The organism is Macrococcus sp. 19Msa1099 (genome assembly GCA_019357535.2).
Classification (GTDB): Bacteria; Bacillota; Bacilli; order Staphylococcales; family Staphylococcaceae; genus Macrococcoides; species Macrococcoides psychrotolerans.
In genome coordinates, this window is sequence record CP079955.1 from 2,055,891 (window position 1) to 2,077,563 (window position 21,673).

The 21,673-nt window shown below is 37.5% G+C and carries 19 protein-coding genes, 1 tRNA gene, 3 rRNA genes and 1 other RNA gene; 1 reads left to right on the forward strand and 23 read right to left on the reverse strand.

Features of this window, described 5'->3' with window-relative positions:
* Positions 1–131 precede the first annotated feature (131 nt).
* The 13 genes from rrf to KYI10_11070 all read right to left on the reverse strand — a co-directional run bounded on the left by rrf (position 132) and on the right by KYI10_11070 (position 14,167).
* A 5S ribosomal RNA gene (gene rrf / locus KYI10_11010) occupies positions 132–246 on the reverse strand.
* A 98-nt stretch (positions 247–344) separates the two neighbouring features.
* Positions 345–3,269: ribosomal RNA gene (locus KYI10_11015) — 23S ribosomal RNA — on the reverse strand.
* Between the two features lie 218 nt (positions 3,270–3,487).
* Positions 3,488–5,041, reverse strand: a 16S ribosomal RNA gene (locus KYI10_11020).
* Together the 16S, 23S and 5S rRNA genes form the textbook arrangement of a ribosomal RNA operon.
* Before the next feature lie 321 nt (positions 5,042–5,362).
* Positions 5,363–6,214: a patatin family protein gene (locus KYI10_11025; protein ID QYA32833.1), complete on the reverse strand. Its 852-nt coding sequence runs from the start codon at positions 6,212–6,214 to the stop codon at positions 5,363–5,365.
* A 240-nt stretch (positions 6,215–6,454) separates the two neighbouring features.
* Positions 6,455–7,051, reverse strand: coding sequence for a recombination mediator RecR (gene recR, locus KYI10_11030; GenBank protein ID QYA32834.1), 597 nt, complete (start codon positions 7,049–7,051; stop codon positions 6,455–6,457).
* A 1-nt stretch (position 7,052) separates the two neighbouring features.
* Positions 7,053–7,373: a YbaB/EbfC family nucleoid-associated protein gene (locus KYI10_11035; protein ID QYA32835.1), complete on the reverse strand. Its 321-nt coding sequence runs from the start codon at positions 7,371–7,373 to the stop codon at positions 7,053–7,055.
* Positions 7,374–7,389: 16 nt separating this feature from the next.
* On the reverse strand, positions 7,390–9,030 hold the full coding sequence (gene dnaX, locus KYI10_11040; protein ID QYA32836.1) for a DNA polymerase III subunit gamma/tau: 1,641 nt from the start codon (positions 9,028–9,030) through the stop codon (positions 7,390–7,392).
* 156 nt (positions 9,031–9,186) lie between these two features.
* Positions 9,187–9,452, reverse strand: an RNA gene (ffs, locus tag KYI10_11045) — signal recognition particle sRNA large type.
* Positions 9,453–9,503: 51 nt separating this feature from the next.
* Positions 9,504–10,241, reverse strand: a complete 738-nt coding sequence (gene treR / locus KYI10_11050) for a trehalose operon repressor (GenBank protein QYA32837.2) — start codon at positions 10,239–10,241, stop codon at positions 9,504–9,506.
* Positions 10,242–10,281: 40 nt separating this feature from the next.
* Positions 10,282–11,919: an alpha,alpha-phosphotrehalase gene (gene treC / locus KYI10_11055; protein QYA32838.1), complete on the reverse strand. Its 1,638-nt coding sequence runs from the start codon at positions 11,917–11,919 to the stop codon at positions 10,282–10,284.
* Positions 11,920–12,001: 82 nt separating this feature from the next.
* Positions 12,002–13,474: a PTS system trehalose-specific EIIBC component gene (gene treP, locus KYI10_11060; GenBank protein ID QYA32839.1), complete on the reverse strand. Its 1,473-nt coding sequence runs from the start codon at positions 13,472–13,474 to the stop codon at positions 12,002–12,004.
* Between the two features lie 168 nt (positions 13,475–13,642).
* Positions 13,643–13,735, reverse strand: a tRNA-Ser gene (locus tag KYI10_11065).
* Positions 13,736–13,798: 63 nt separating this feature from the next.
* On the reverse strand, positions 13,799–14,167 hold the full coding sequence (locus tag KYI10_11070) for a nuclear transport factor 2 family protein (protein ID QYA32840.2): 369 nt from the start codon (positions 14,165–14,167) through the stop codon (positions 13,799–13,801).
* Positions 14,168–14,549: 382 nt separating this feature from the next.
* Here KYI10_11070 and KYI10_11075 point away from each other — a divergent pair, with 382 nt between their 5' ends.
* On the forward strand, positions 14,550–14,729 hold the full coding sequence (locus KYI10_11075) for a hypothetical protein (GenBank protein QYA32841.1): 180 nt from the start codon (positions 14,550–14,552) through the stop codon (positions 14,727–14,729).
* 212 nt (positions 14,730–14,941) lie between these two features.
* Here KYI10_11075 and KYI10_11080 read toward each other — a convergent pair whose 3' ends face one another.
* From KYI10_11080 to KYI10_11125, 10 genes are all read right to left on the reverse strand, one after another.
* A complete protein-coding gene (locus KYI10_11080; protein ID QYA32842.1) occupies positions 14,942–15,691 on the reverse strand; it encodes a hypothetical protein in 750 nt (249 codons plus the stop codon).
* Between the two features lie 333 nt (positions 15,692–16,024).
* A complete protein-coding gene (locus KYI10_11085) occupies positions 16,025–16,366 on the reverse strand; it encodes a sigma factor-like helix-turn-helix DNA-binding protein (protein QYA32843.1) in 342 nt (113 codons plus the stop codon).
* On the reverse strand, positions 16,363–16,866 hold the full coding sequence (locus tag KYI10_11090; protein QYA32844.1) for a pathogenicity island protein: 504 nt from the start codon (positions 16,864–16,866) through the stop codon (positions 16,363–16,365). The genes KYI10_11085 and KYI10_11090 overlap by 4 nt, the downstream gene beginning before the upstream one ends.
* A 30-nt stretch (positions 16,867–16,896) precedes the next feature.
* Positions 16,897–17,466 (reverse strand): hypothetical protein, encoded by a 570-nt coding sequence (locus KYI10_11095; protein ID QYA32845.1) that lies wholly within the window; start codon positions 17,464–17,466, stop codon positions 16,897–16,899.
* Between the two features lie 369 nt (positions 17,467–17,835).
* Complete coding sequence (locus tag KYI10_11100; protein QYA32846.1) at positions 17,836–18,096, reverse strand: hypothetical protein; 261 nt, start codon at positions 18,094–18,096, stop codon at positions 17,836–17,838.
* A 262-nt stretch (positions 18,097–18,358) separates the two neighbouring features.
* The gene (locus KYI10_11105) at positions 18,359–19,714 is read right to left on the reverse strand and encodes a phage/plasmid primase, P4 family (protein ID QYA32847.1); all 1,356 of its coding nucleotides are present in this window, start codon (positions 19,712–19,714) and stop codon (positions 18,359–18,361) included.
* The gene (locus KYI10_11110) at positions 19,689–20,549 is read right to left on the reverse strand and encodes a primase alpha helix C-terminal domain-containing protein (GenBank protein ID QYA32848.1); all 861 of its coding nucleotides are present in this window, start codon (positions 20,547–20,549) and stop codon (positions 19,689–19,691) included. The genes KYI10_11105 and KYI10_11110 overlap by 26 nt, the downstream gene beginning before the upstream one ends.
* A gap of 139 nt (positions 20,550–20,688) precedes the next feature.
* Positions 20,689–20,937: a hypothetical protein gene (locus KYI10_11115; protein QYA32849.1), complete on the reverse strand. Its 249-nt coding sequence runs from the start codon at positions 20,935–20,937 to the stop codon at positions 20,689–20,691.
* Position 20,938: 1 nt separating this feature from the next.
* On the reverse strand, positions 20,939–21,289 hold the full coding sequence (locus KYI10_11120) for a hypothetical protein (protein ID QYA32850.1): 351 nt from the start codon (positions 21,287–21,289) through the stop codon (positions 20,939–20,941).
* Positions 21,290–21,302: 13 nt separating this feature from the next.
* Positions 21,303–21,578 carry a helix-turn-helix domain-containing protein gene (locus KYI10_11125; GenBank protein QYA32851.1) on the reverse strand — a complete coding sequence of 92 codons (276 nt, stop codon included), beginning with the start codon at positions 21,576–21,578 and terminating at the stop codon, positions 21,303–21,305.
* Positions 21,579–21,673 lie beyond the last annotated feature (95 nt).

Here is a 21,673-nt window from a genome sequence, read left to right on the forward strand (position 1 = left end):
TATACTATTATATCTCACAATAAAATTGACTTCGAATATAAAGAAGCAAATAATTTCACTTAAATTAAGACATAAAAAAAAGAGACCTAACAGGTCCCCAATGTGCGGCTCATCGCATCCATTTATATATTGCCCGGCAACGTCCTACTCTCGCGGATCGTAAGACCAACTACCATCGGCGCTAGAGAGCTTAACTTCTGTGTTCGGTATGGGAACAGGTGTGACCTCTCTGCCATCGTCACCAGACAAATGAAAGAATAAATAGTTTATACTTTCAAAACTAGATAAAGTAAGTAAGATATATTAGATTCTACCCGGCAATCCCGAATAAAAAATCTATAAAATTGATTAAGTCTTCGATCGATTAGTATTCGTCAGCTCCATACATCACTGTACTTCCACCTCGAACCTATTAACCTCATCATCTTTGAGGGATCTTATAACCGAAGTTGGGAAATCTCATCTTGAGGGGGGCTTCATGCTTAGATGCTTTCAGCACTTATCCCGTCCATACATAGCTACCCAGCTATGCCGCTGGCGCGACAACTGGTACACCAGAGGTATGTCCATCCCGGTCCTCTCGTACTAAGGACAGCTCCTCTCAAATTTCCTACGCCCACGACGGATAGGGACCGAACTGTCTCACGACGTTCTGAACCCAGCTCGCGTACCGCTTTAATGGGCGAACAGCCCAACCCTTGGGACCGACTACAGCCCCAGGATGCGATGAGCCGACATCGAGGTGCCAAACCTCCCCGTCGATGTGAACTCTTGGGGGAGATAAGCCTGTTATCCCCGGGGTAGCTTTTATCCGTTGAGCGATGGCCCTTCCATGCGGAACCACCGGATCACTAAGTCCGTCTTTCGACCCTGCTCGACTTGTAGGTCTCGCAGTCAAGCTCCCTTGTGCCTTTACACTCTGCGAATGATTTCCAACCATTCTGAGGGAACCTTTGAGCGCCTCCGTTACTCTTTAGGAGGCGACCGCCCCAGTCAAACTGCCCGCCTGACACTGTCTCCCGCCACGATAAGTGGCGCGGGTTAGAAAGTCAACACAGCCAGGGTAGTATCCCACCAGCGCCTCCACGTAAGCTGACGCTCACGCTTCAAAGGCTCCTACCTATCCTGTACAAGCTGTGCCGAATTTCAATATCAGGCTGCAGTAAAGCTCCACGGGGTCTTTCCGTCCTGTCGCGGGTAACCTGCATCTTCACAGGTACTATGATTTCACCGAGTCTCTCGTTGAGACAGTGCCCAAATCGTTACGCCTTTCGTGCGGGTCGGAACTTACCCGACAAGGAATTTCGCTACCTTAGGACCGTTATAGTTACGGCCGCCGTTTACTGGGGCTTCAATTCGTAGCTTCGCATACGCTAACCACTCCTTTTAACCTTCCAGCACCGGGCAGGCGTCAGCCCCTATACTTCACCTTACGGTTTTGCAGAGACCTGTGTTTTTGATAAACAGTCGCTTGGGCCTATTCACTGCGGCTCTTCAAGGCTTGCACCCTAAAAAGCACCCCTTCTCCCGAAGTTACGGGGTCATTTTGCCGAGTTCCTTAACGAGAGTTCGCTCGCTCACCTTAGAATTCTCATCTTGACTACCTGTGTCGGTTTGCGGTACGGGCACCTAATTTCTAACTAGAGGCTTTTCTTGGCAGTGTGAAATCAACGACTTCGCTACTATAATTTCGCTCCCCATCACACCTTGATCTTGGTGAGTACCGGATTTGCCTGATACTCAATCTCAGTGCTTGGACGTACATAACCAACAGTACGCTTCGCCTATCCTACTGCGTCCCCCCATCGTTCAAACAATCTTAGGTGGTACAGGAATATCTACCTGTTGTCCATCGCCTACGCCATTCGGCCTCGGCTTAGGTCCCGACTAACCCAGAGCGGACGAGCCTTCCTCTGGAAACCTTAGTCAATCGGTGGACGGGATTCTCACCCGTCTTTCGCTACTCACACCGGCATTCTCACTTCTAAGCGCTCCACATGTCCTTACGATCATGCTTCGACGCCCTTAGAACGCTCTCCTACCATTGTCCTACGGACAATCCACAGCTTCGGTAATATGTTTAGCCCCGGTACATTTTCGGCGCAGCGTCACTCGACTAGTGAGCTATTACGCACTCTTTAAATGATGGCTGCTTCTAAGCCAACATCCTAGTTGTCTGGGCAACGCCACATCCTTTTCCACTTAACATATATTTTGGGACCTTAGCTGGTGGTCTGGGCTGTTTCCCTCTCGACTACGGACCTTATCACCCGCAGTCTGACTCCCGCATTAAATTATCTGGCATTCGGAGTTTGTCTGAATTCGGTAACCCGAGGGGGGCCCCTAGTCCAAACAGTGCTCTACCTCCAGTAATCATCATGCGAGGCTAGCCCTAAAGCTATTTCGGAGAGAACCAGCTATCTCCAGGTTCGATTGGAATTTCTCCGCTACCCACACCTCATCCGCTCACTTTTCAACGTAAGTCGGTTCGGTCCTCCATTCAGTGTTACCTGAACTTCAACCTGGACATGGGTAGATCACCTGGTTTCGGGTCTACGACCTGATACTCATTCGCCCTATTCAGACTCGCTTTCGCTACGGCTCCACATATACTGCTTAACCTTGCATCAAATCGTAACTCGCCGGTTCATTCTACAAAAGGCACGCCATCACCCATTAACGGGCTCTGACTACTTGTAAGCACACGGTTTCAGGTTCTATTTCACTCCCCTTCCGGGGTGCTTTTCACCTTTCCCTCACGGTACTGGTTCACTATCGGTCACTAGAGAGTATTTAGCCTTGGGAGATGGTCCTCCCGGATTCCGACGGAATTCCACGTGTTCCGCCGTACTCAGGATCCACTCAGGAGAGAATAACTTTTCGACTACAGGGCCTTTACCTTCTATGGCTGACTTTTCCAAAGTCATTCGTCTAAACTATTCCTTTGTAACTCCGTGTTGAGTGTCCTACAACCCCAGAGTGCAAGCACTCTGGTTTGGGCTCTTCCCGTTTCGCTCGCCGCTACTAAGGGAATCGAATTTTCTTTCTCTTCCTCCGGGTACTTAGATGTTTCAGTTCTCCGGGTGTGCCTTCTCATATGCTATGTATTCACATATGGATAACATGACATAACTCATGCTGGGTTTCCCCATTCGGAAATCTCTGGATCAAAGCTTACTTACAGCTCCCCAGAGCATATCGTCGTTAGTAACGTCCTTCTTCGGCTTCTAGTGCCAAGGCATCCACCGTGCGCCCTTAATAACTTAATCTGTTATTAATATTGTGATGTCTGCATAAATGCAGACGCGCGATTTTTTCAAGAATTCAAATATGAACTCACTCGGTTTTGCTTGGTAAAATCTTTATATCTTCTTACTTTATCTAGTTTTCAAAGTACAATCTGAATGTATAAACATTCAAAACTGAATACAATATGTCAATGTCAATTCCTACAGACCTGAGGGTCTGTTTCCGTAATTATCCTTAGAAAGGAGGTGATCCAGCCGCACCTTCCGATACGGCTACCTTGTTACGACTTCACCCCAATCATCTGTCCCACCTTCGACGGCTAGCTCCTAAAAGGTTACTCCACCGGCTTCGGGTGTTACAAACTCTCGTGGTGTGACGGGCGGTGTGTACAAGACCCGGGAACGTATTCACCGTAGCATGCTGATCTACGATTACTAGCGATTCCAGCTTCATGTAGTCGAGTTGCAGACTACAATCCGAACTGAGAATGGTTTTATGGGATTTGCTTGACCTCGCGGTTTTGCTGCCCTTTGTACCATCCATTGTAGCACGTGTGTAGCCCAAATCATAAGGGGCATGATGATTTGACGTCATCCCCACCTTCCTCCGGTTTGTCACCGGCAGTCTCTCTAGAGTGCCCAACTTAATGATGGCAACTAAAGATAAGGGTTGCGCTCGTTGCGGGACTTAACCCAACATCTCACGACACGAGCTGACGACAACCATGCACCACCTGTCACTTTGTCCCCCGAAGGGGAAAGCTCTATCTCTAGAGTTGTCAAAGGATGTCAAGATTTGGTAAGGTTCTTCGCGTTGCTTCGAATTAAACCACATGCTCCACCGCTTGTGCGGGTCCCCGTCAATTCCTTTGAGTTTCAGTCTTGCGACCGTACTCCCCAGGCGGAGTGCTTAATGCGTTAGCTGCAGCACTGAGGGGCGGAAACCCCCCAACACTTAGCACTCATCGTTTACGGCGTGGACTACCAGGGTATCTAATCCTGTTTGATCCCCACGCTTTCGCACCTCAGCGTCAGTTACAGACCAGAGAGCCGCCTTCGCCACTGGTGTTCCTCCATATCTCTGCGCATTTCACCGCTACACATGGAATTCCACTCTCCTCTTCTGCACTCAAGTCTCCCAGTTTCCAATGACCCTCCCCGGTTGAGCCGGGGGCTTTCACATCAGACTTAAGAGACCGCCTACGCGCGCTTTACGCCCAATAATTCCGGATAACGCTTGCCACCTACGTATTACCGCGGCTGCTGGCACGTAGTTAGCCGTGGCTTTCTGGTAAGGTACCGTCAAGGTACGTTCAGTTACTAACGTACTTGTTCTTCCCTTACAACAGAGTTTTACGATCCGAAAACCTTCTTCACTCACGCGGCGTTGCTCCGTCAGACTTTCGTCCATTGCGGAAGATTCCCTACTGCTGCCTCCCGTAGGAGTCTGGGCCGTGTCTCAGTCCCAGTGTGGCCGATCACCCTCTCAGGTCGGCTATGTATCGTTGCCTTGGTGAGCCGTTACCTCACCAACTAGCTAATACACCGCGGGTCCATCTATAAGTGACAGCAGAACCGTCTTTCACTATCGCTTCATGCGAAGCTAGATATTATCCGGTATTAGCTCCGGTTTCCCGAAGTTATCCCAGTCTTATAGGTAGGTTACCCACGTGTTACTCACCCGTCCGCCGCTAACATCAGAGAGTGCAAGCACTCTCGTCCGTTCGCTCGACTTGCATGTATTAGGCACGCCGCCAGCGTTCATCCTGAGCCAGGATCAAACTCTCCATAATAGATTGCTTGATAAAGCTCTTTGATTGCTTGAGGCAATCACTCTTGGGAGTGAACTTAATCACTCAAATTATTGGAATTAACGTTGACATATTGTCATTCAGTTTTCAATGTTCATTGCGTTATTCTTTGCGTCTCACAAGATTTAATTATACTCTCTTGTTTTTCGAAAGTCAACAACTTTTTTTAAAAAGTTTTTTGTTGTCTTTCGAAGCGCTTGTCCTGTATGAATTATCTCTTCCGGACAAGATATAACTATACAGGGTTTCAAGCACTATAACAAGCATAAAAATTACACTTTCGCTACTTTTTTTAAAAAGTTTTTACTTTTCTTTTGGATCGAGCCATCCTTTTATCTTAGGAAGTTGTTCTAAAGCATCATGATAGCCTAATTCGTACATTGCTGAAAGCTTATCGCAATTCTTTTCCATACGATCTACTTTTAAATCTTTAGATGGACGAATTACTATTGCATGCCCGCTTTTTTCCTGATTGTCTATATATTGCAACGTCTCATTATAAACTGCGGGTCTTTTCTGCATCGCTTCATCCACTTTCTTATACCCCTTTACTTTAAAGTATTTAGAAAGTCGGCTGGAACGTTTTACATATCCTTTCGGCCTAGTGAGTACGACTACATTATTGATCATGCCATCGCGCTGTGCCTTTCTTAAAGGTATCGGGTCTGTTACTCCACCATCTAATAGTTTCTTACCATCGTACTCTACTATTGGTGCCATTAGTGGCAAAGAACTTGAAGCTCGAAGAATCGTCATTAAGTCTTTTCTTAAATATGCTTTATTAAAATATTCCGTTTCTCCGGTTTCACAGTTAGTACATGCGATGACATATTCTCCATTATATCGAAGAAACTCTTCCATATTGAACGGTACATATTCTTTTGGTATTTCATCAAAGATAAAATCCATTCCAAACATCTCTTTATTCTTTATATAGTTAGAAAGTGATAAGTAACGTTTGTCATCTAAAAAATCTAATGATACTTTCTTATTTCTTCCTTTCTGCTTTGAAAGATAAGATGCTGCCATATTCCCACCTGCTGAAACACCGATTACATAATTAAATTGAACACCATGCTCTAAAAAACAATCCAGGACTCCTGCAGTATATATACCTCTCATACCGCCGCCTTCTAATACTAATCCAGTTGTCATTTTATTCACCTCATTATAATTATTAATTATAACAGCCTATATACAAAATTACTTATTGTAGTATCTATAATCTTTTAATATGTTTGTCATGTAATGCAAATACATCAATCTTTACTTCATAATAACGTCTATATTGGGATGTTTAACGATATATCTAACATGGTTATTATCACTGATACTTAGGCACTATTCGAAAAAGCATCCCCAATCATTGATTGAGGATGCTTTTTCATGATTTCTCTAGATTTCCGTTCTTCCTGTTATTGCTTTGGATAACGTCACTTCATCCGCATACTCTAAATCTCCACCTACTGGAAGACCGTGCGCTAGACGTGTCACTTTAATTCCGATGGGTTTCACGAGTCTTGCAATATACATCGCCGTTGACTCACCTTCAATATTTGGATTTGTTGCTAATATTAATTCCTGTACATGCTCATCACGTAATCTCGTGAGCAACGAAGGGACATTAATATCTTCAGGTCCAACGCCTTCCATCGGAGAAATCGCACCGTGCAGAACATGATACAGTCCTTTATACTCTCGCATCTTCTCCATTGCGATAACGTCTTTAGTTTCTTCTACTACACATATCATAGATTGATCACGCGTCTTATCTTCACATATATAACATGGATCTGTATCCGTAATATGTCCGCAGACTGAACAATACGTTAATTCACGCTTCACATCTACAAGTGCCTTCGCAAAACCTACTACATCGTCTTCTTTCATATCTAACACATGAAAGGCCAGACGACTTGCAGTTTTCGGGCCGATTCCAGGTAATTTCATAAAACTATCAATTAATTTGGAAATTGGTGCAGGATAATGCATATTACATCATTCCCGGAATGTTTAATCCTTTAGTATGTTGTCCTAAACGTTGCGCTGTGACATCATCCGCTTTAGATAATGCATCGTTTGTCGCAGCTAATACTAAGTCTTGTAACATTTCGATATCTTCTGGATCTACTACTTCTTCTTTGATAATTACATCAAGTACTTCTTTATGGCCTGAAACGACAACAGTAACCATGCCGCCACCAGCTGTTCCTTCAATTCTTTCTTCTTTTAATTTCTCTTGCTCTTCAGCCATCTTCTTTTGCATTTTTTGCATTTGTTTCATCATTTGTTGCATATTTCCGCCACCGCGCATAATTTATTCCTCCTAATTAATCTATAATGTTAATTGCATCTTTACCAAACAGGTTTTCTGCCTGAGTAACAATATCATCTTCCACAGACTGCGTTTCCTGCTTTGGTTGCTTTTTATTCTCCAGATAATTATGTCTGACTTGCAGCCACTGAGAACCTGGCACTCCCACCATTTTAACTTGTTTTTCAATAATTGTGTATACTATTGACTCAATCTGTTCCCTTTTTGCGTCATCATTATTAACCATATCGCAATGAATTTCTTCGTCAAATTTAATTAATACGTGCGTGCTGCTTGCAGCAACAGGCTCAGAATTTTTTAGAAGGCTTACTAGCGCTTTCTTCCCCTCGTTTTCCACGTGCTGAATCAATGTATGCCAATTCTGCTTCAAATAGTTTAAATCCTGTCGATTTGCATGATCCAGCACCGTTTCAATTTGACGCATTGAAAATGCATTTTTCGAACGTTTTTGTTCTTTTTTTGGTCTGGACGCTTGCACGGGAGCACTTTGGATTCCACTTGCGACTTGCTTTTCAAGTTGTTGTAAACGCTTTTCTAAGTGCGAAGTATCAACTTGAACAACACTTTGTGTAGCACCTTGTCTACGTTTAATAAGTTCCGACAGTTTAACAATCAGCACCTCAAAGTGAACATTCGTATTTACTGCAAAACGCATAGATACTAATGTATCGTTTATTTTATCTATCATCTCATACAGTAATCCTATATTAAGCTGATAAATACTTTCGTCTCCTTTATTGTCTGCTGCATAATCCATAATAATATCTCTTAAAAAATAAATTAAATCATTTACTAAACGTGTCGTTTCTTTTCCTTCAGACAATAAGCGATGAAATTGTTTGAACGCTTCTTTAACGTCATGTGTGATTATATAATCCGTAAGTTCAAAGAAGTCTTCACGCCCTACACTTCCTGTGACACTATGGACATGTTCTAAAGTCAATGCCTCAGTTCCAAATGCAATTGCCTGATCAAGTATACTCAGCGCATCCCGCATACCACCTTCAGCAGTTGTCGCAATAAAATACAAGGCATCTTCATCATACTTAATCTCTTCTGTTCGACAGACGTAAGCAAGATGTTCAGCGATATCATTAACAGAAATTGCTTTAAAATCAAACCGTTGGCATCTTGAAATAATTGTCGCAGGAATCTTATGTGGTTCCGTTGTAGCAAGAATAAAAACAGCATGAGCAGGTGGTTCTTCTAATGTCTTCAATAATGCATTGAATGCACCTGTTGTCAGCATATGAACTTCGTCGATAATGTAGACTTTATATGTAGATTCACCTGGTGCATATTTTACTTTATCTCTTATATTACGAATTTCATCAACACCGTTATTACTCGCAGCATCAATCTCAATGACATCTGAGTTTGTTCCTTTCGTAATTGAGACACACGTATCACAAGAATTACACGGCTCGCCATCTGTACTCACGGTACAATTAATGGCTTTTGCAAATATCTTAGCGATACTTGTCTTGCCTGTTCCTCTCGGGCCATTAAATAAATAGGCGTGGGAAATCTTATTCTTTTGAATTGCATTCTTTAATGTCGTAGTAACATGTTTTTGTCCGACAACCTCTTCGAATGACTGAGATCTGAACACTCTATATAACGCTTGATAACTCAAAAGGGTTCCCTCCAAAAATATAATAATATTAATTATAACATTGAAAATATCAGCATCATATAAAAACGATAATGATATTCTGAGTATATTTAAAAAAGTACCGAAACAATTGTTCCGATACTTTATCTATAATAAATGTATTATTTTAAATTAAAACCGTGCACCTTCGCTTCGAATAACAAGCACAAGCGTTACCTAAATCGACAGCTCAAGAACGGCTGCCCTAGCCACATACAAATGACCACTTAATGCTGCTTCCTTCCGGACCTGACATGATTCGTGGGTTTATATTGACTAGGACCGCTCTCTCAACACTACGTGTTCAGGTCAGACCTCACAACTCATTACCCTCAGCAAAGGAATTAGGTCTTACCTAAGCGGATTGTAAGTACAGGGAACCGCTACCTCCCCACTTAGCACGGCAAAGTTAATAATACTATATTTCTCATAGTTATTGCAACTATTTCGTTATACTATTTTCTTATCGTACGTCTTGAGAAGTCTACAAATTTAAACTCACTCGCTCTATGCTTGGATACATTGTATTGGAATGCAGACGCATCTTCCAAGTGTACAACCGAACGAACAACCGCTGCATATGGGGGCATAGTTTCTTTAAACAATTCAAGATCATCGTCTGTCATAGGCTCAAAAGTAATTGCTTTCTTCGAATATGAGATTAAAAGTCCTAGTCGTTTCTCAATATAATCATAGATTGAGTGCTGTGCTATTTCCTCATTTAATCCTGGCATCATCGATTTAATGAAATAATCAGTATCAATAATATTAACACGCTCTTTATCTCTTCTACTTCGTACTACACGATACAACTCTGTATCATCGCCTAAATTCAAAGCTTCTTGAACAGTTTTATGATCTTTTGCTCTTACAGTTTCAAAAGATTCTACAACCGTATTATAATCCATATTCAATGAATGCTTAATTTCTTCGAAGCTGATGAGTTGAGAAACAGGGAAATTCATTGCTTGATTATAAATAACTATTGAACCTTTTCCTTTTAACTTTTGTATATAACCATTAGTTTGAAGCAGGCTCAATGCTTTACGTACTGTTTCTCTTGATACACCATAACTTTGTACGAGCAAGTTTTCGGAAGGTAGTTGTGCACCTTCTTTATATTCTCCGTTGATGATCTTTCCGCTTAAGTCCTGATAGATCTTTCTGTACTTATTGCTGTTCAATTCTTTCACCTCTATATCTAAAATATTGTTTTCAGATTAGGGAAATGCATTATCGAAGAATGGCAAATGCTTGATACGGCTTTATTTTATGCGATACAGTATCGTTATTTGTTATTAGCACTTCGCCTTCTAGATCAAATGATACTGGTAGTTCTGCAGGTTCTTCACTAAAGTTTGCAACAACAAATAAAACTTGATTACCCAGTGTTCTCTCATAAACAAATAACTGTTTATGTTCTTCTAATAACGGTTTCACTTCTCCATAAGTTATTATATCTCGTTCATGTCTTAATTTTATCAGTTTTTGGTAAGTATAGAAGATAGAATTTTCATCTTTTAAAGCTTTCTCAACGTTTATCTGTTGATAATTATCTGCGACCTTAATCCAAGGTTCATTCGTTGTAAACCCTGCATACTTACTATCATCCCATTGTACCGGAGACCTTGAATTATCTCTTGATTTATCTTGAAGCACCTTTAGAATCTCATTTTCTGAGCGTCCTTCTGCTTTCATGATTTGATAAGCATTTAATGACTCTACATCACGATAATCTTCTATACTATTTAAATAGAGATTTGTCATACCAATCTCTTCTCCTTGGTAGATATAAGGCGTACCTTGAAGCAAGTGCAGAACAATTGCCAGCATTTTTGCAGATTTCACGCGTTCTGCTTCCGTCTTGTCACTACCGAAACGACTTACAACACGAGGTTGATCATGATTGCACCAGAATATCGCATTCCATCCATTCCCTTTTGAAATCCCCGTCTGCCAGTGAAATAATATACGCTTTAATTCTACAAAATCAAAGGGCATCGTCGTCCATTTTTCACCATTTTTATAATCAACTTTTAAATGATGAAAATTAAAGACACTGCTCAATTCTTGACGATCTGGCCTTGTATAGCGAATACAATGCTCCAATGTCGTGGAACTCATTTCGCCTACTGTCATAAATCCTTCTTTATCACCGAACGTATTGCGATTTAATTCATGCAGAAATTCATGTACTCGAGGGCCATCTGTATAAAATTCTTTACCTATCTTATCAGAATCTTTGAATGTCCCTTTTGAAATCAAATTAATAACATCAAACCTAAAGCCATCCATCCCAAAATCAATCCAGTAGTTAATCATATCGTAAATTTCTTTACGTAGCGATTCATTCTCCCAGTTCAAATCAGCCTGTGTCACATCGAACAGTCGTAAGTAATATTGTCCTGATAATTCATCGTATTGCCATGCATTACCCCCAAACTTGGATTCCCAGTTCGTTGGAGGGTTGTCTTTCGACCCATCTTTCCAAATATAATAATCTCGGTAAGGATTATCTTTAGATTTGCGTGATTCTACAAACCAATTATGATGGGTAGATGTATGATTGATGACAATATCAGACATGATCTTGATACCACGTGCATGGGCTTCATCTAACAAGCGCCTGAAATCCTCCTTAGTTCCAAATTCAGGATTAATCTCATAATAATCGCTAATATCGTAACCGTTATCGTTCATCGGGGAATGATAAACCGGAGTAAGCCATATATAATCAATACCTAGATGCTTTAAATAATCCAGTTTCTCGATAATTCCATTGATATCTCCTTGTCCATCTCCTGTTGTGTCGTTAAATGATTTAGGATAAATCTGATAGACAACCGACTTTCTCCAATCTGTTACCGCCATTGTATTACCCCTAACTTAAAGTATTTATATAATTTTATACCGAACAACATGTATTTACAAGTTGTTCGGTATAATGTAAGTCCTATAACTTTTTATCTGCAACAATCGGTTCTGCAATATCATCGCCCATCTTCTTCTTCGCAAAGTTTGAGAATACTAATGTTAAAATCATCGGCAATACCATCGCGATAAGCATACCGATTAAGAACGTGCCTTTAAACCCGCTATTAATACTCATAATAGCAGGGACACCACCAACACCGACTTTACCCAATAGTTGCTGAGAACCAAATAATGCACCAACAAGACCCGTAGTTATTACTGCGGCAATAAATGGATATTTCAGTGGGATGTTTACACCAAACATTGCAGGCTCTGTTACACCTAACCATCCAGAAATACCTGAAGTAAATGCTAAACCTTGTTCTTTCACCATCTTCTTACGTTTATATAAGAACCATGCTGCAAACGCTGCAGACCCTTGAGAAATATTAGAAATTGCTAAGATTGGCCATAAATATGTTCCATCTAATTTAGAACTCATCAGTTGGAAGTCTACCGCTAAGAACATGTGATGTAACCCCGTGATAACAAGCGGAGCATAAACTAACCCATAAATTAATCCGCCTAACCATCCAGCTTGTTCAAAGATAAATTGAATTGCGCCAGTAATTTGGTTACCTAACCAGAATGCAACTGGCCCAATGATTATAAATGATAAGAAACCTACTAACAATAATGCAACAGGTCCTACGACTAACATCTTAATTGAATCATGCACACGTTTATTTAAGAAACGCTCAACTTGTGCTAAACACCAAGTTGCAATTAAGATTGGTAATACTTGAGCTGCATAGTTTAATTGTTGAACTTTCAATCCAAATACATCCCAAGTTGGAATTTCAACAAGTTTACCTGTTTTCGCATCCGCTAATCCGTATTGTGAAGCAAGTGCGGGGTTAACTAACACTAAACCTAATACTAATCCAAGAATCGGACTGCCCCCAAACACACGCATCGCACTCCAACCGATTAATGCAGGTAAGAAGTGGAATGGAGTTACAGCTATCAACTTGATGATTTCTGCAATACCTTTTATTTGTGGGTATACATCAACTACAGCTTTCCCTTTATAAATTGCACCAGCTTCTAATAATAAATTTGATAAACCAAGTAATAGACCCGCTGTTACGATCGCAGGAAGTAATGGAATAAATACATCACCTAATGTTTTTATCAACTTTTGAATCGGACTCATCTTCTCTGCTGCTGCTGTTTTAACTTCTTCTTTCGAACTCTCGCCGACACCCGTCTCATCTACAAATACTTTATATGCCTCGTCTACAGTACCAGGGCCGATAACAATTTGGAACTGGTTATTTGCTGCGAACGATCCTTTAACTAAACTAATTTTATCTAGAGCTGACTTATCTACTTTATTATCATCATCTAATACTAATCTTAATCTCGTAACACAATGCGTTGCGGCATTAACATTTTCTTTTCCACCAATGGCTTTTATAATATCTTTTACATCTTTTCTGTTGACTGCCATATGTTCCATCCCCTTTTCTTAATATGCTAACATTGTACTCTGTCTATACAAGTATGTAAAGGTTTTATGAAAGGGTTTTCAAAAATACATTGATGATAGATATAAGTAAAAAAGACCTTAACATAATGTTAAGGTCTTCAATATATAAAAGTTTAATTGTCAAAATAATGGCGGAGGAAGAGGGATTCGAACCCCCGCGAGCCGTTAAGCCCCTGTCGGTTTTCAAGACCGATCCCTTCAGCCGGACTTGGGTATTCCTCCAAATAAGACAATATCAATAATATAATATATCAAGGATGCTGTCAATAATTCATGATCAATATTTTAATACATTTTAGTCTCTATGTTACTAATCATCCATTCTTTTCCGAATTTCGCTAAAAATATCGTCAGTTCCAATGGCAAAATATTGCGATAGCCATCAGTTCTTGCATCCACTAAATTACGCGCAATAACACGTGCCGTTTTTTCTCTATAAATGATTTCCAAGAACTCTTCACGAACACTATAATATTTCATCGTTTCCGATTGAACAGCATGGAGCCATTCACATTTCTTCTGCTTATACCCAGTAATATGTATAATATGACTGCCATCCATCATAATCCTATCGATTGAATGCGTATCCTTTTCAATCATACCATCGACCAACGTTCTATAAATCTCATGTAACTTTTTCTCCGTCATCGGCATAATATCGCTCCTATACAATATAAATAAAGAGGCCAATAATGGCCTCCGTATTATTCTTCTGACTTAATATCGGCAGCAACCTCTGTTACTGCTTCAGCACAAGATATATGCCTATTATAATCATTCATCTAATTAATATAACGATTAGCTGAAACTACTTTTACTCACTGCAGTAATTGTTGACTATAATACTTTAATACCCTTCACATTAAAAATGAAACTACGTAAATTCTTAAATAAATCTTAATACTTCATTAAAATGACTTATATTTATCTTTTATACAAAGACATGTCAGTCTAGAATCATTAAGAAAAGAAACGTTTCACATGAAATAAACTATATCCCACCTTTTGTTATAATAAAGAAAACAGGAGGTGCCAAATGGAAATATTATTATTCGGACTCATGATCTTCATTATCTGTATCACAGCAAGTTATGTCACAGCTTTGTTAATCAATCGCTTCTCAAAGAATGAATATCATTTTAATTTTAAATTTGCCGTGACAAATGCGTTATTCTTTACAATCGCTTATTTGTTTATCATGTATTTTATGAAATAAAAGAATCCTTTAATCTTTATGATTAAAGGATTCTTTCTAATCTATTCCCACTCAATCGACAACACGAAAAATAGAAAAATCATAGCGTTGCAAAACCTTGTATAACAAGGGGTTGAAGCGGTCATATTTTATATTATGTTTCCTGAGGTTGCCCATTGGTTTATAAATCTGCCCATTTTTTGCCCATTTATTATTTTAGCCAAAATATATGATTATTTATTGAAATCTAAATAATCATATACAATTTGATTGTTTATCTGTATATCAAACACCAATTTAACTAATTCTATCGTATCAGCAACAAAACATTGAAGATCGTCAATTTTAACAGATGAAATTCCAATTTTATTTCCATGTCTCCCAATAATCCCTGACGTATTAAAGTTATTAGAAAAATTATTGTATACTTTAAATTTTTTTAAATTATCAGCTAATTTATCAGCATATATAAATTCTTTTTTTAAGTTATTTTTAAACGTATTACAAGAGTCATAAATTTTATATTGATTTATTAAGGATTTACCATCTGAATTAGCCACTCTATTTAATAAAGACATCATATCCATATTCAATTTTGATTTAAATACTAAATCTAAGTATTTGTAATGTACTTCTTTTAAATGACGTTCTTCTATATTTGGAAACTTTAGATTAGAAACTTTTTTATCAACCTTCAGAAATTCAAACATAGATAAACTATCAACATTATTGGGATACTGTTTAAATCTAACTTCTCCCGAAATCAATCTCACACCATTATAAACATCAAAGAAATATTGAGTAATGATTTGTTCTTGAATGTCATTACAAACATACTTAACATAATCTGTATTAAATGAATAATTTTTTACTTCTAGATGGTCATTATAAACATCTTCATGTAATACAATATTCAAGCCATAGCCAGACCACGCACTCCCTCTATAATCAAAGCTAGAATGAGGAATATCAATTTGGAACATCTAGTTACCCCTCCATAATAATTAATATTTTAGTATACACTTATATTTCATATTAATTATTGTCTAAACAACTAAAAAAAGCTACTTTTTCTTTTATAAACCATCAAATGCTTTTATAATTTATCTAATTAATATTTTCCTTCGACTTCATACATTGATTGTCAGATGCTCAAAAATCGTATATCTAATAATCAGGAGCCCCTTACGTGTGAGTGATCTATATTTTTGAACAATCGACCCCTACACCGTTTCCAAAGTCTTTATATTTACCATCAATTTCTATGGTGGGGGTAGTCCATAATAAAAAGCCCTACATTAAATGTATAGGCTTCATTATTGCTTATTTATAATCTTAATTATTACATCATCATATACTTGTCTTACACGTTCCCTGGATAAGCTAAACACCTTCCCTACTTCTTCTAGTGTTCTGCCTTCACTCATCAAGTAGAATATATAAAATTCTTTATCAGTTCCAACCGCTTCCGCTAAATATAATAGTTCATTCATATAGGCTATATCATCAATGTGTTCATTGATTGTATAGTGATTATCAATATTATTTGTACTAAAGAACGTATCTATATCATCTTCTAATTCTATTGATTTTTCTTCTATGTTTAATCGGCTGTAATACTTAATAAACGCTTTTATATCTTCTATTTTCTGTTTCATATAAGCCCCATAGAACGCTTGTATTTATTAATTAACTTATTACGTTCACGTTCTCTATTACGCTCAATACGTGCGTTATTTGATAATATATAGAGTTCCTTACCTAGCTTGTCTATCGTCTTATTCACTCTATATATACCATTACTTTTCATAAATACCATTATTTCTTTCTGTTCCTGGTGTGTATATCGTTCTAATAACCGCTTCACCATTGATAGTTTTATATCAGACGCTTCTCTATAATGTTGTAACCTATCTTTTTGTTCTATGATATAAAATACTAGCTTATCTAATGGATATGATACAGACACAACACCTCTAGCGTCACAACACGTTACATGAGACTGATTAAGATGGTATAGATCATTTATAAATAGTTCTATTAATCTAATCTTTTTAGATATAAATAAAGGGTTATATTGCGTTAACATTTCATAATCGGATAACTTACTACTTTCTATATTATATGTGTATGCTCCTTTATATCTTATCAGCTTCATGTATAACCTCCTATACTTTTTATTGATGTACTAATACTTGTTTTTTATATCTATTCCATACGTGCCAAAGTGTTTTTCCATTCTTTGCATTGAAGCCCCTACCATTGCTATAAACTTTTTTTGTGCTTTCAATTGTGCCATTTCATACTTATGCCTTATTCTTTCGTAAGTTTTATAGTGCATATTCTTAGGCTTCCAGGGGCATGGTGTATGTGTGATTGTATCTAATTTAAAATTAGGATCTAACATTCTACCGTATCTATATAATAGGTGTGCTTCATAGTCCATTTGTGTTTTAGTTGCCTGTTGTGATATGTAATTGAGTTCCAGGCAATGCCTACACCCTGTTATATTGTCTTTAGTTGGGTTTGGTATTGTATAAATCTTTGTAACACGTCTACCGCATTTATAACACCTAAAGAAGTATCTAATACCATAACCAACCTTAACGCCTTCTACATAGCATGGAATTTTAAATTCAGTAAAGTTTAACCCTTTCTTTTGTACCCCTGTAAACTTCTCACCGGTTACTTCCATATCATCTATACATATTTCTAGTAATTCTTTGGTGTACCATTTTCTTTGACCTGTATAAGCCATGCTCTCCCTCCATTTTTCTTATATACGTGGAAACACCTAAATATATTGAGAAATGTAGCTTTTCTTTGTGAAATAATATTGTTCAAAACTCCCCTAAAATTAGCATTATTTAACATTGATAAATTAAATAAATACAGTAATACCAACGATTGAAGCGGATTTTATTAATGTAATTATTTATTTGTGAAATTGATTTATAACATAGTAGATTACATGCTTATCTATTGATATAACTGATTTTAAAGTTATCTATATACTTAAATTTTTAGTTTTTGGAATTTGGTCGTAAAAGAGAGCGTGTCGTTATACGATTTCTACAATTATGGTAGGGGTTAAATAAGCCCTACCCTTTAAAACAAATTAATAAAGTCACTCTAATACTTCGCTTCCAGGTGCTTTATAGCACACTAGAATTTTACTAGTAAAGCCACCGCTTCCCTCATCAAAGTCACCATCAACCATAGGTGTAATACTATAAATTGTATGATCCATCAAGAAGCGGTTTAAACGTTCCTGGTATTCTTGTTTGTTTTCATATCGTTTTGTTTCAGTCATATTAAATATAGGATTATAGTATGGCTTTGTTTCTACTCTTTCACGTTCAAATATCTTTATTTGTACATCTTCCATTGTTTTTACCTCCTTGTATTCTACTTATGTAGTGGTACAAAAATATAAGTTCGCTACATTTTAACCGCTTCATATCAACACTTTTAAGCAATGTACCACCGGATAGCGTCTTTTTTTCTCAAAACCTTTATATATACTACTTACTTCTGTATAAATATATTAGTTTTCCGACAATAAGTGGTTATGTAGTGGTACAAATCTTATTTAAGCCTGTTATATCAACGTTTTTTGTACCACCACTTGTACTACGTGTATTCCACTTTTACTTTGCTTTTTTATATATTCTTATGTTTGTCGGTATTCCATTCACACGCTTAGATGATTGCTTCACTTCTAAGCCATATACTTTATTGAGTTCATTAGTAAGGTACTTAGCAGACTTATTTTTAAGTCCATTACGTTCTAGCCACCATTTAAACTGTTCAAATACTTCTGTCTTATCTTGGTCAACTACTTTATTAATACCTATATCTTCTACAAACTCTACTACTATGTTATTTTCCTTTTGATAGTCCTGTAATGCTTTCTTGACCGCTTCCGGCTCTGTAAACTGCTTATGTTCCATTACTCTTTGTAAGCCTTCTATGGCTAAATTAAATAGATGTGAGCGTACTATATGATTATCTAACTTCTCAACTATGGATAAATCTAAATTGCCCTTCTCTTTGCTGAATGTATTCATAAATGGAATGATGATTAAACGCCTATACAGTCCATGTGTTGTGTCCTTAATATTAGGTAACTGGTTACTTGAATACATCAATGTGGCGTAATTCTTTAATGATAATGGATCTTGATATTTTCTATTACAATATATCGGGTCACCTGTAACTAGCTTTTTAAAGTTTTCTGCTTCTTCTATACGTGTAGCAGAAATATCATCACCGATTGCCACCATCTTATTAAGCAGACCAAACAACTTAAATTCATGTTGCGTGTCCTGTAGGCTTAGTGGCGTTATGTTATCTTCACCAAAGAATTGATACAGTAAACTAAACCATGTGGACTTCCCATTGCTCCCTGGTGCGTATAAGATAAAACATTTTTGCATGAACGTACTGGCATATAAGCCATAGCCTACACTTTCCTCTAGTAGCTTCCTAATATCCTTATCATGATTAGATATTTCATTTAAGAAGCGGTTTAAATCTTTGCTATAGGCTTCCTTATCGTAAGTAATATTTACATAGTTTGTTATGACATAGTTACTATGGTTTTTATCTAATTGCATAGTTTCAACGTCAAATACACCATTTTTCATAGCTATATAACGTGGACTAGATCTATGCCCTTGTTTTGCTCTAGCCATTAAACTATAAAATACTTCTTTACGTTGGTTTTCTTTTATTATCGGTATTTCATCTACTAATATCCTTCTAAACTTATTCATATCTACATACACATAGTGTGTATCTTCAAAGTAATGTAGTGCGTCACCGTCTAATATAGTAAATTTATAACGTTGTAGCATATATTGGGCAAACTCATCATGTAGGAACGTTCCACCATCAAAAAAATCTGATGTACCTTTTTCAAACTTTATAATTTTTGTATTATGTTCTTTTCTAATTTCACTAGCAAACTCTATTAATTCAGTCGGTTTCTGTTTTTTTGTCATAAGTGAGTATCTTTCCTCCTCCATTTATATGTGTTTTTATAATGCTATCTAACGTCTTTTGAAATTCTTCATTACTCATCACTTCATCATTGCACTGGTTCCAACACCATAGCAGACCCGTAACCGCTTCTATCGGTACACCACGATATAACAATAGTCCTATAATACTGGCTAAACTGCTATTACGTTTCCCTTCACCAACGCCATAACATATTTCAGACCACCAACTCACATCACGTTTAGGCGGTTTAACCGTAAAGCTAAAATCATTCTTTGGTGCATTGTGTTCAATCGCTTTAATTAATGTATCGGTATTGAGTAGTGTTGTCTTACCGTATTCAAATACTCTAGGTGATGTATCTGTTTTAAGTACCTGTCTTGCTTGTGCCTGGCTTATCGTCTTACTACTTTGGTCACACGTTACGCCTAACACCTTATCTACTTCATCAATCGCTAGACTATAGTAATCATTGTGAAGCGGTAGCGACAAAGGTATAACTAACCTTAATCTAGGGTTATCTATCGTGTGATTATGTGTTGAAAATAGTATATAACTAGCCTTAAACTTATCCTTTACTAGTTGTGGTAAATCAGTCCCAGGCGGTAGATCATCATAATCTATTACTAAGCAATGCTTATTAATAATATTGTCATTCTTGCGGTGATGGTCGGACATCTCACCTAGAAGGAATAGACCGCCCTCATACTTGTTACTTGATACAGTTTTATAGTTAAAGTAGTTCACTAACTCATCAAAGGTTAACGCTTCACTACCTCTATATGATTGTGCGTTTAAATTGTCATAGTGATTTACTGTAAAAGTTGTATTATCCACGATTAGATACGCCCTTATCATGTTATAATTAATGTAAAGGGCTTCCCCTTTCTGTTAAAATACAAGTAAGGACTATATAAAATAGTCCTACTTTTTGTGGGCTTAGTTACATATTCGCTTTGGTCGGTTGATTATGTAACTAGGCTTTTTTTATTTCTTCTTGTAATTTCTCTACTGATTTCCATATATCACTGATAATTGTACTCAAAATGTATAGATCCTGTACTTGTTCCTCTGTTACATGTTTTAATGTAATATTTTCTGTTATCCATTGTTGTTCTAATCTATTTTCAATAGTTTCTAAATTAGTAAATGCTAAATGGTTAAGTGCGTCTACTTTCAATTTAAGGCTATCAACATCTACTATTACATCATTTAAATTCGTCATTCTATTCTTCCTCCCATAAGTCATTAATTGATATATAATTGCTTAATTCCGCATTAATCATTGATAATACTTTTTCCAGGTAGTATGTTGCGTTAACACGTTCTACTTCATTTCTGCCCCCATATTTTATGTTTTCCGCTTCTTTTGGTACTATGAAGTTTAATACTGTACAAATATTTTCAATCGCTAGATATATCTCTTTTAACGACATATCAACTTCATTACTTTTGTTATAGAAGTCCTTAATATCGTCTGTAACCTTAATGAATTGCTTAACCGCTTCTAATTCAGTATTTACATCTGAAAACATTACCATCTTGCTAAACTCAATCATGTTATTTACTTCTTGCATGTTGTTATCCTCCTTATAAATACTTTTTATGTTTGCTTCTCAAAAACTCTATAAACGTTTCTATGTGTACTAGTGTCATAGTTGCTGATACATCTACACATATACGCCCTTTAAATTCCGGCATTTCTTCGGCTTCTTTAATGAAGCGGTAGCATGTTGCTTTACTTACATTGAATAGCTTAGGTAGTGTACTGATTTTGCAATAAATCATTTTAATCGGTGCTACCTGGTCATCATTTAATACGGTATTGCTAGGGTGTGGCTTCTGTAATTCAATAACTTTACTCATAATGTGTCACTTCCTTATTTAATGATTGCACTACCTCATAACAAGCAAAAAACAATAGACTAAAGTAAGCAATGACTAAGTAATTAGATGGCGTA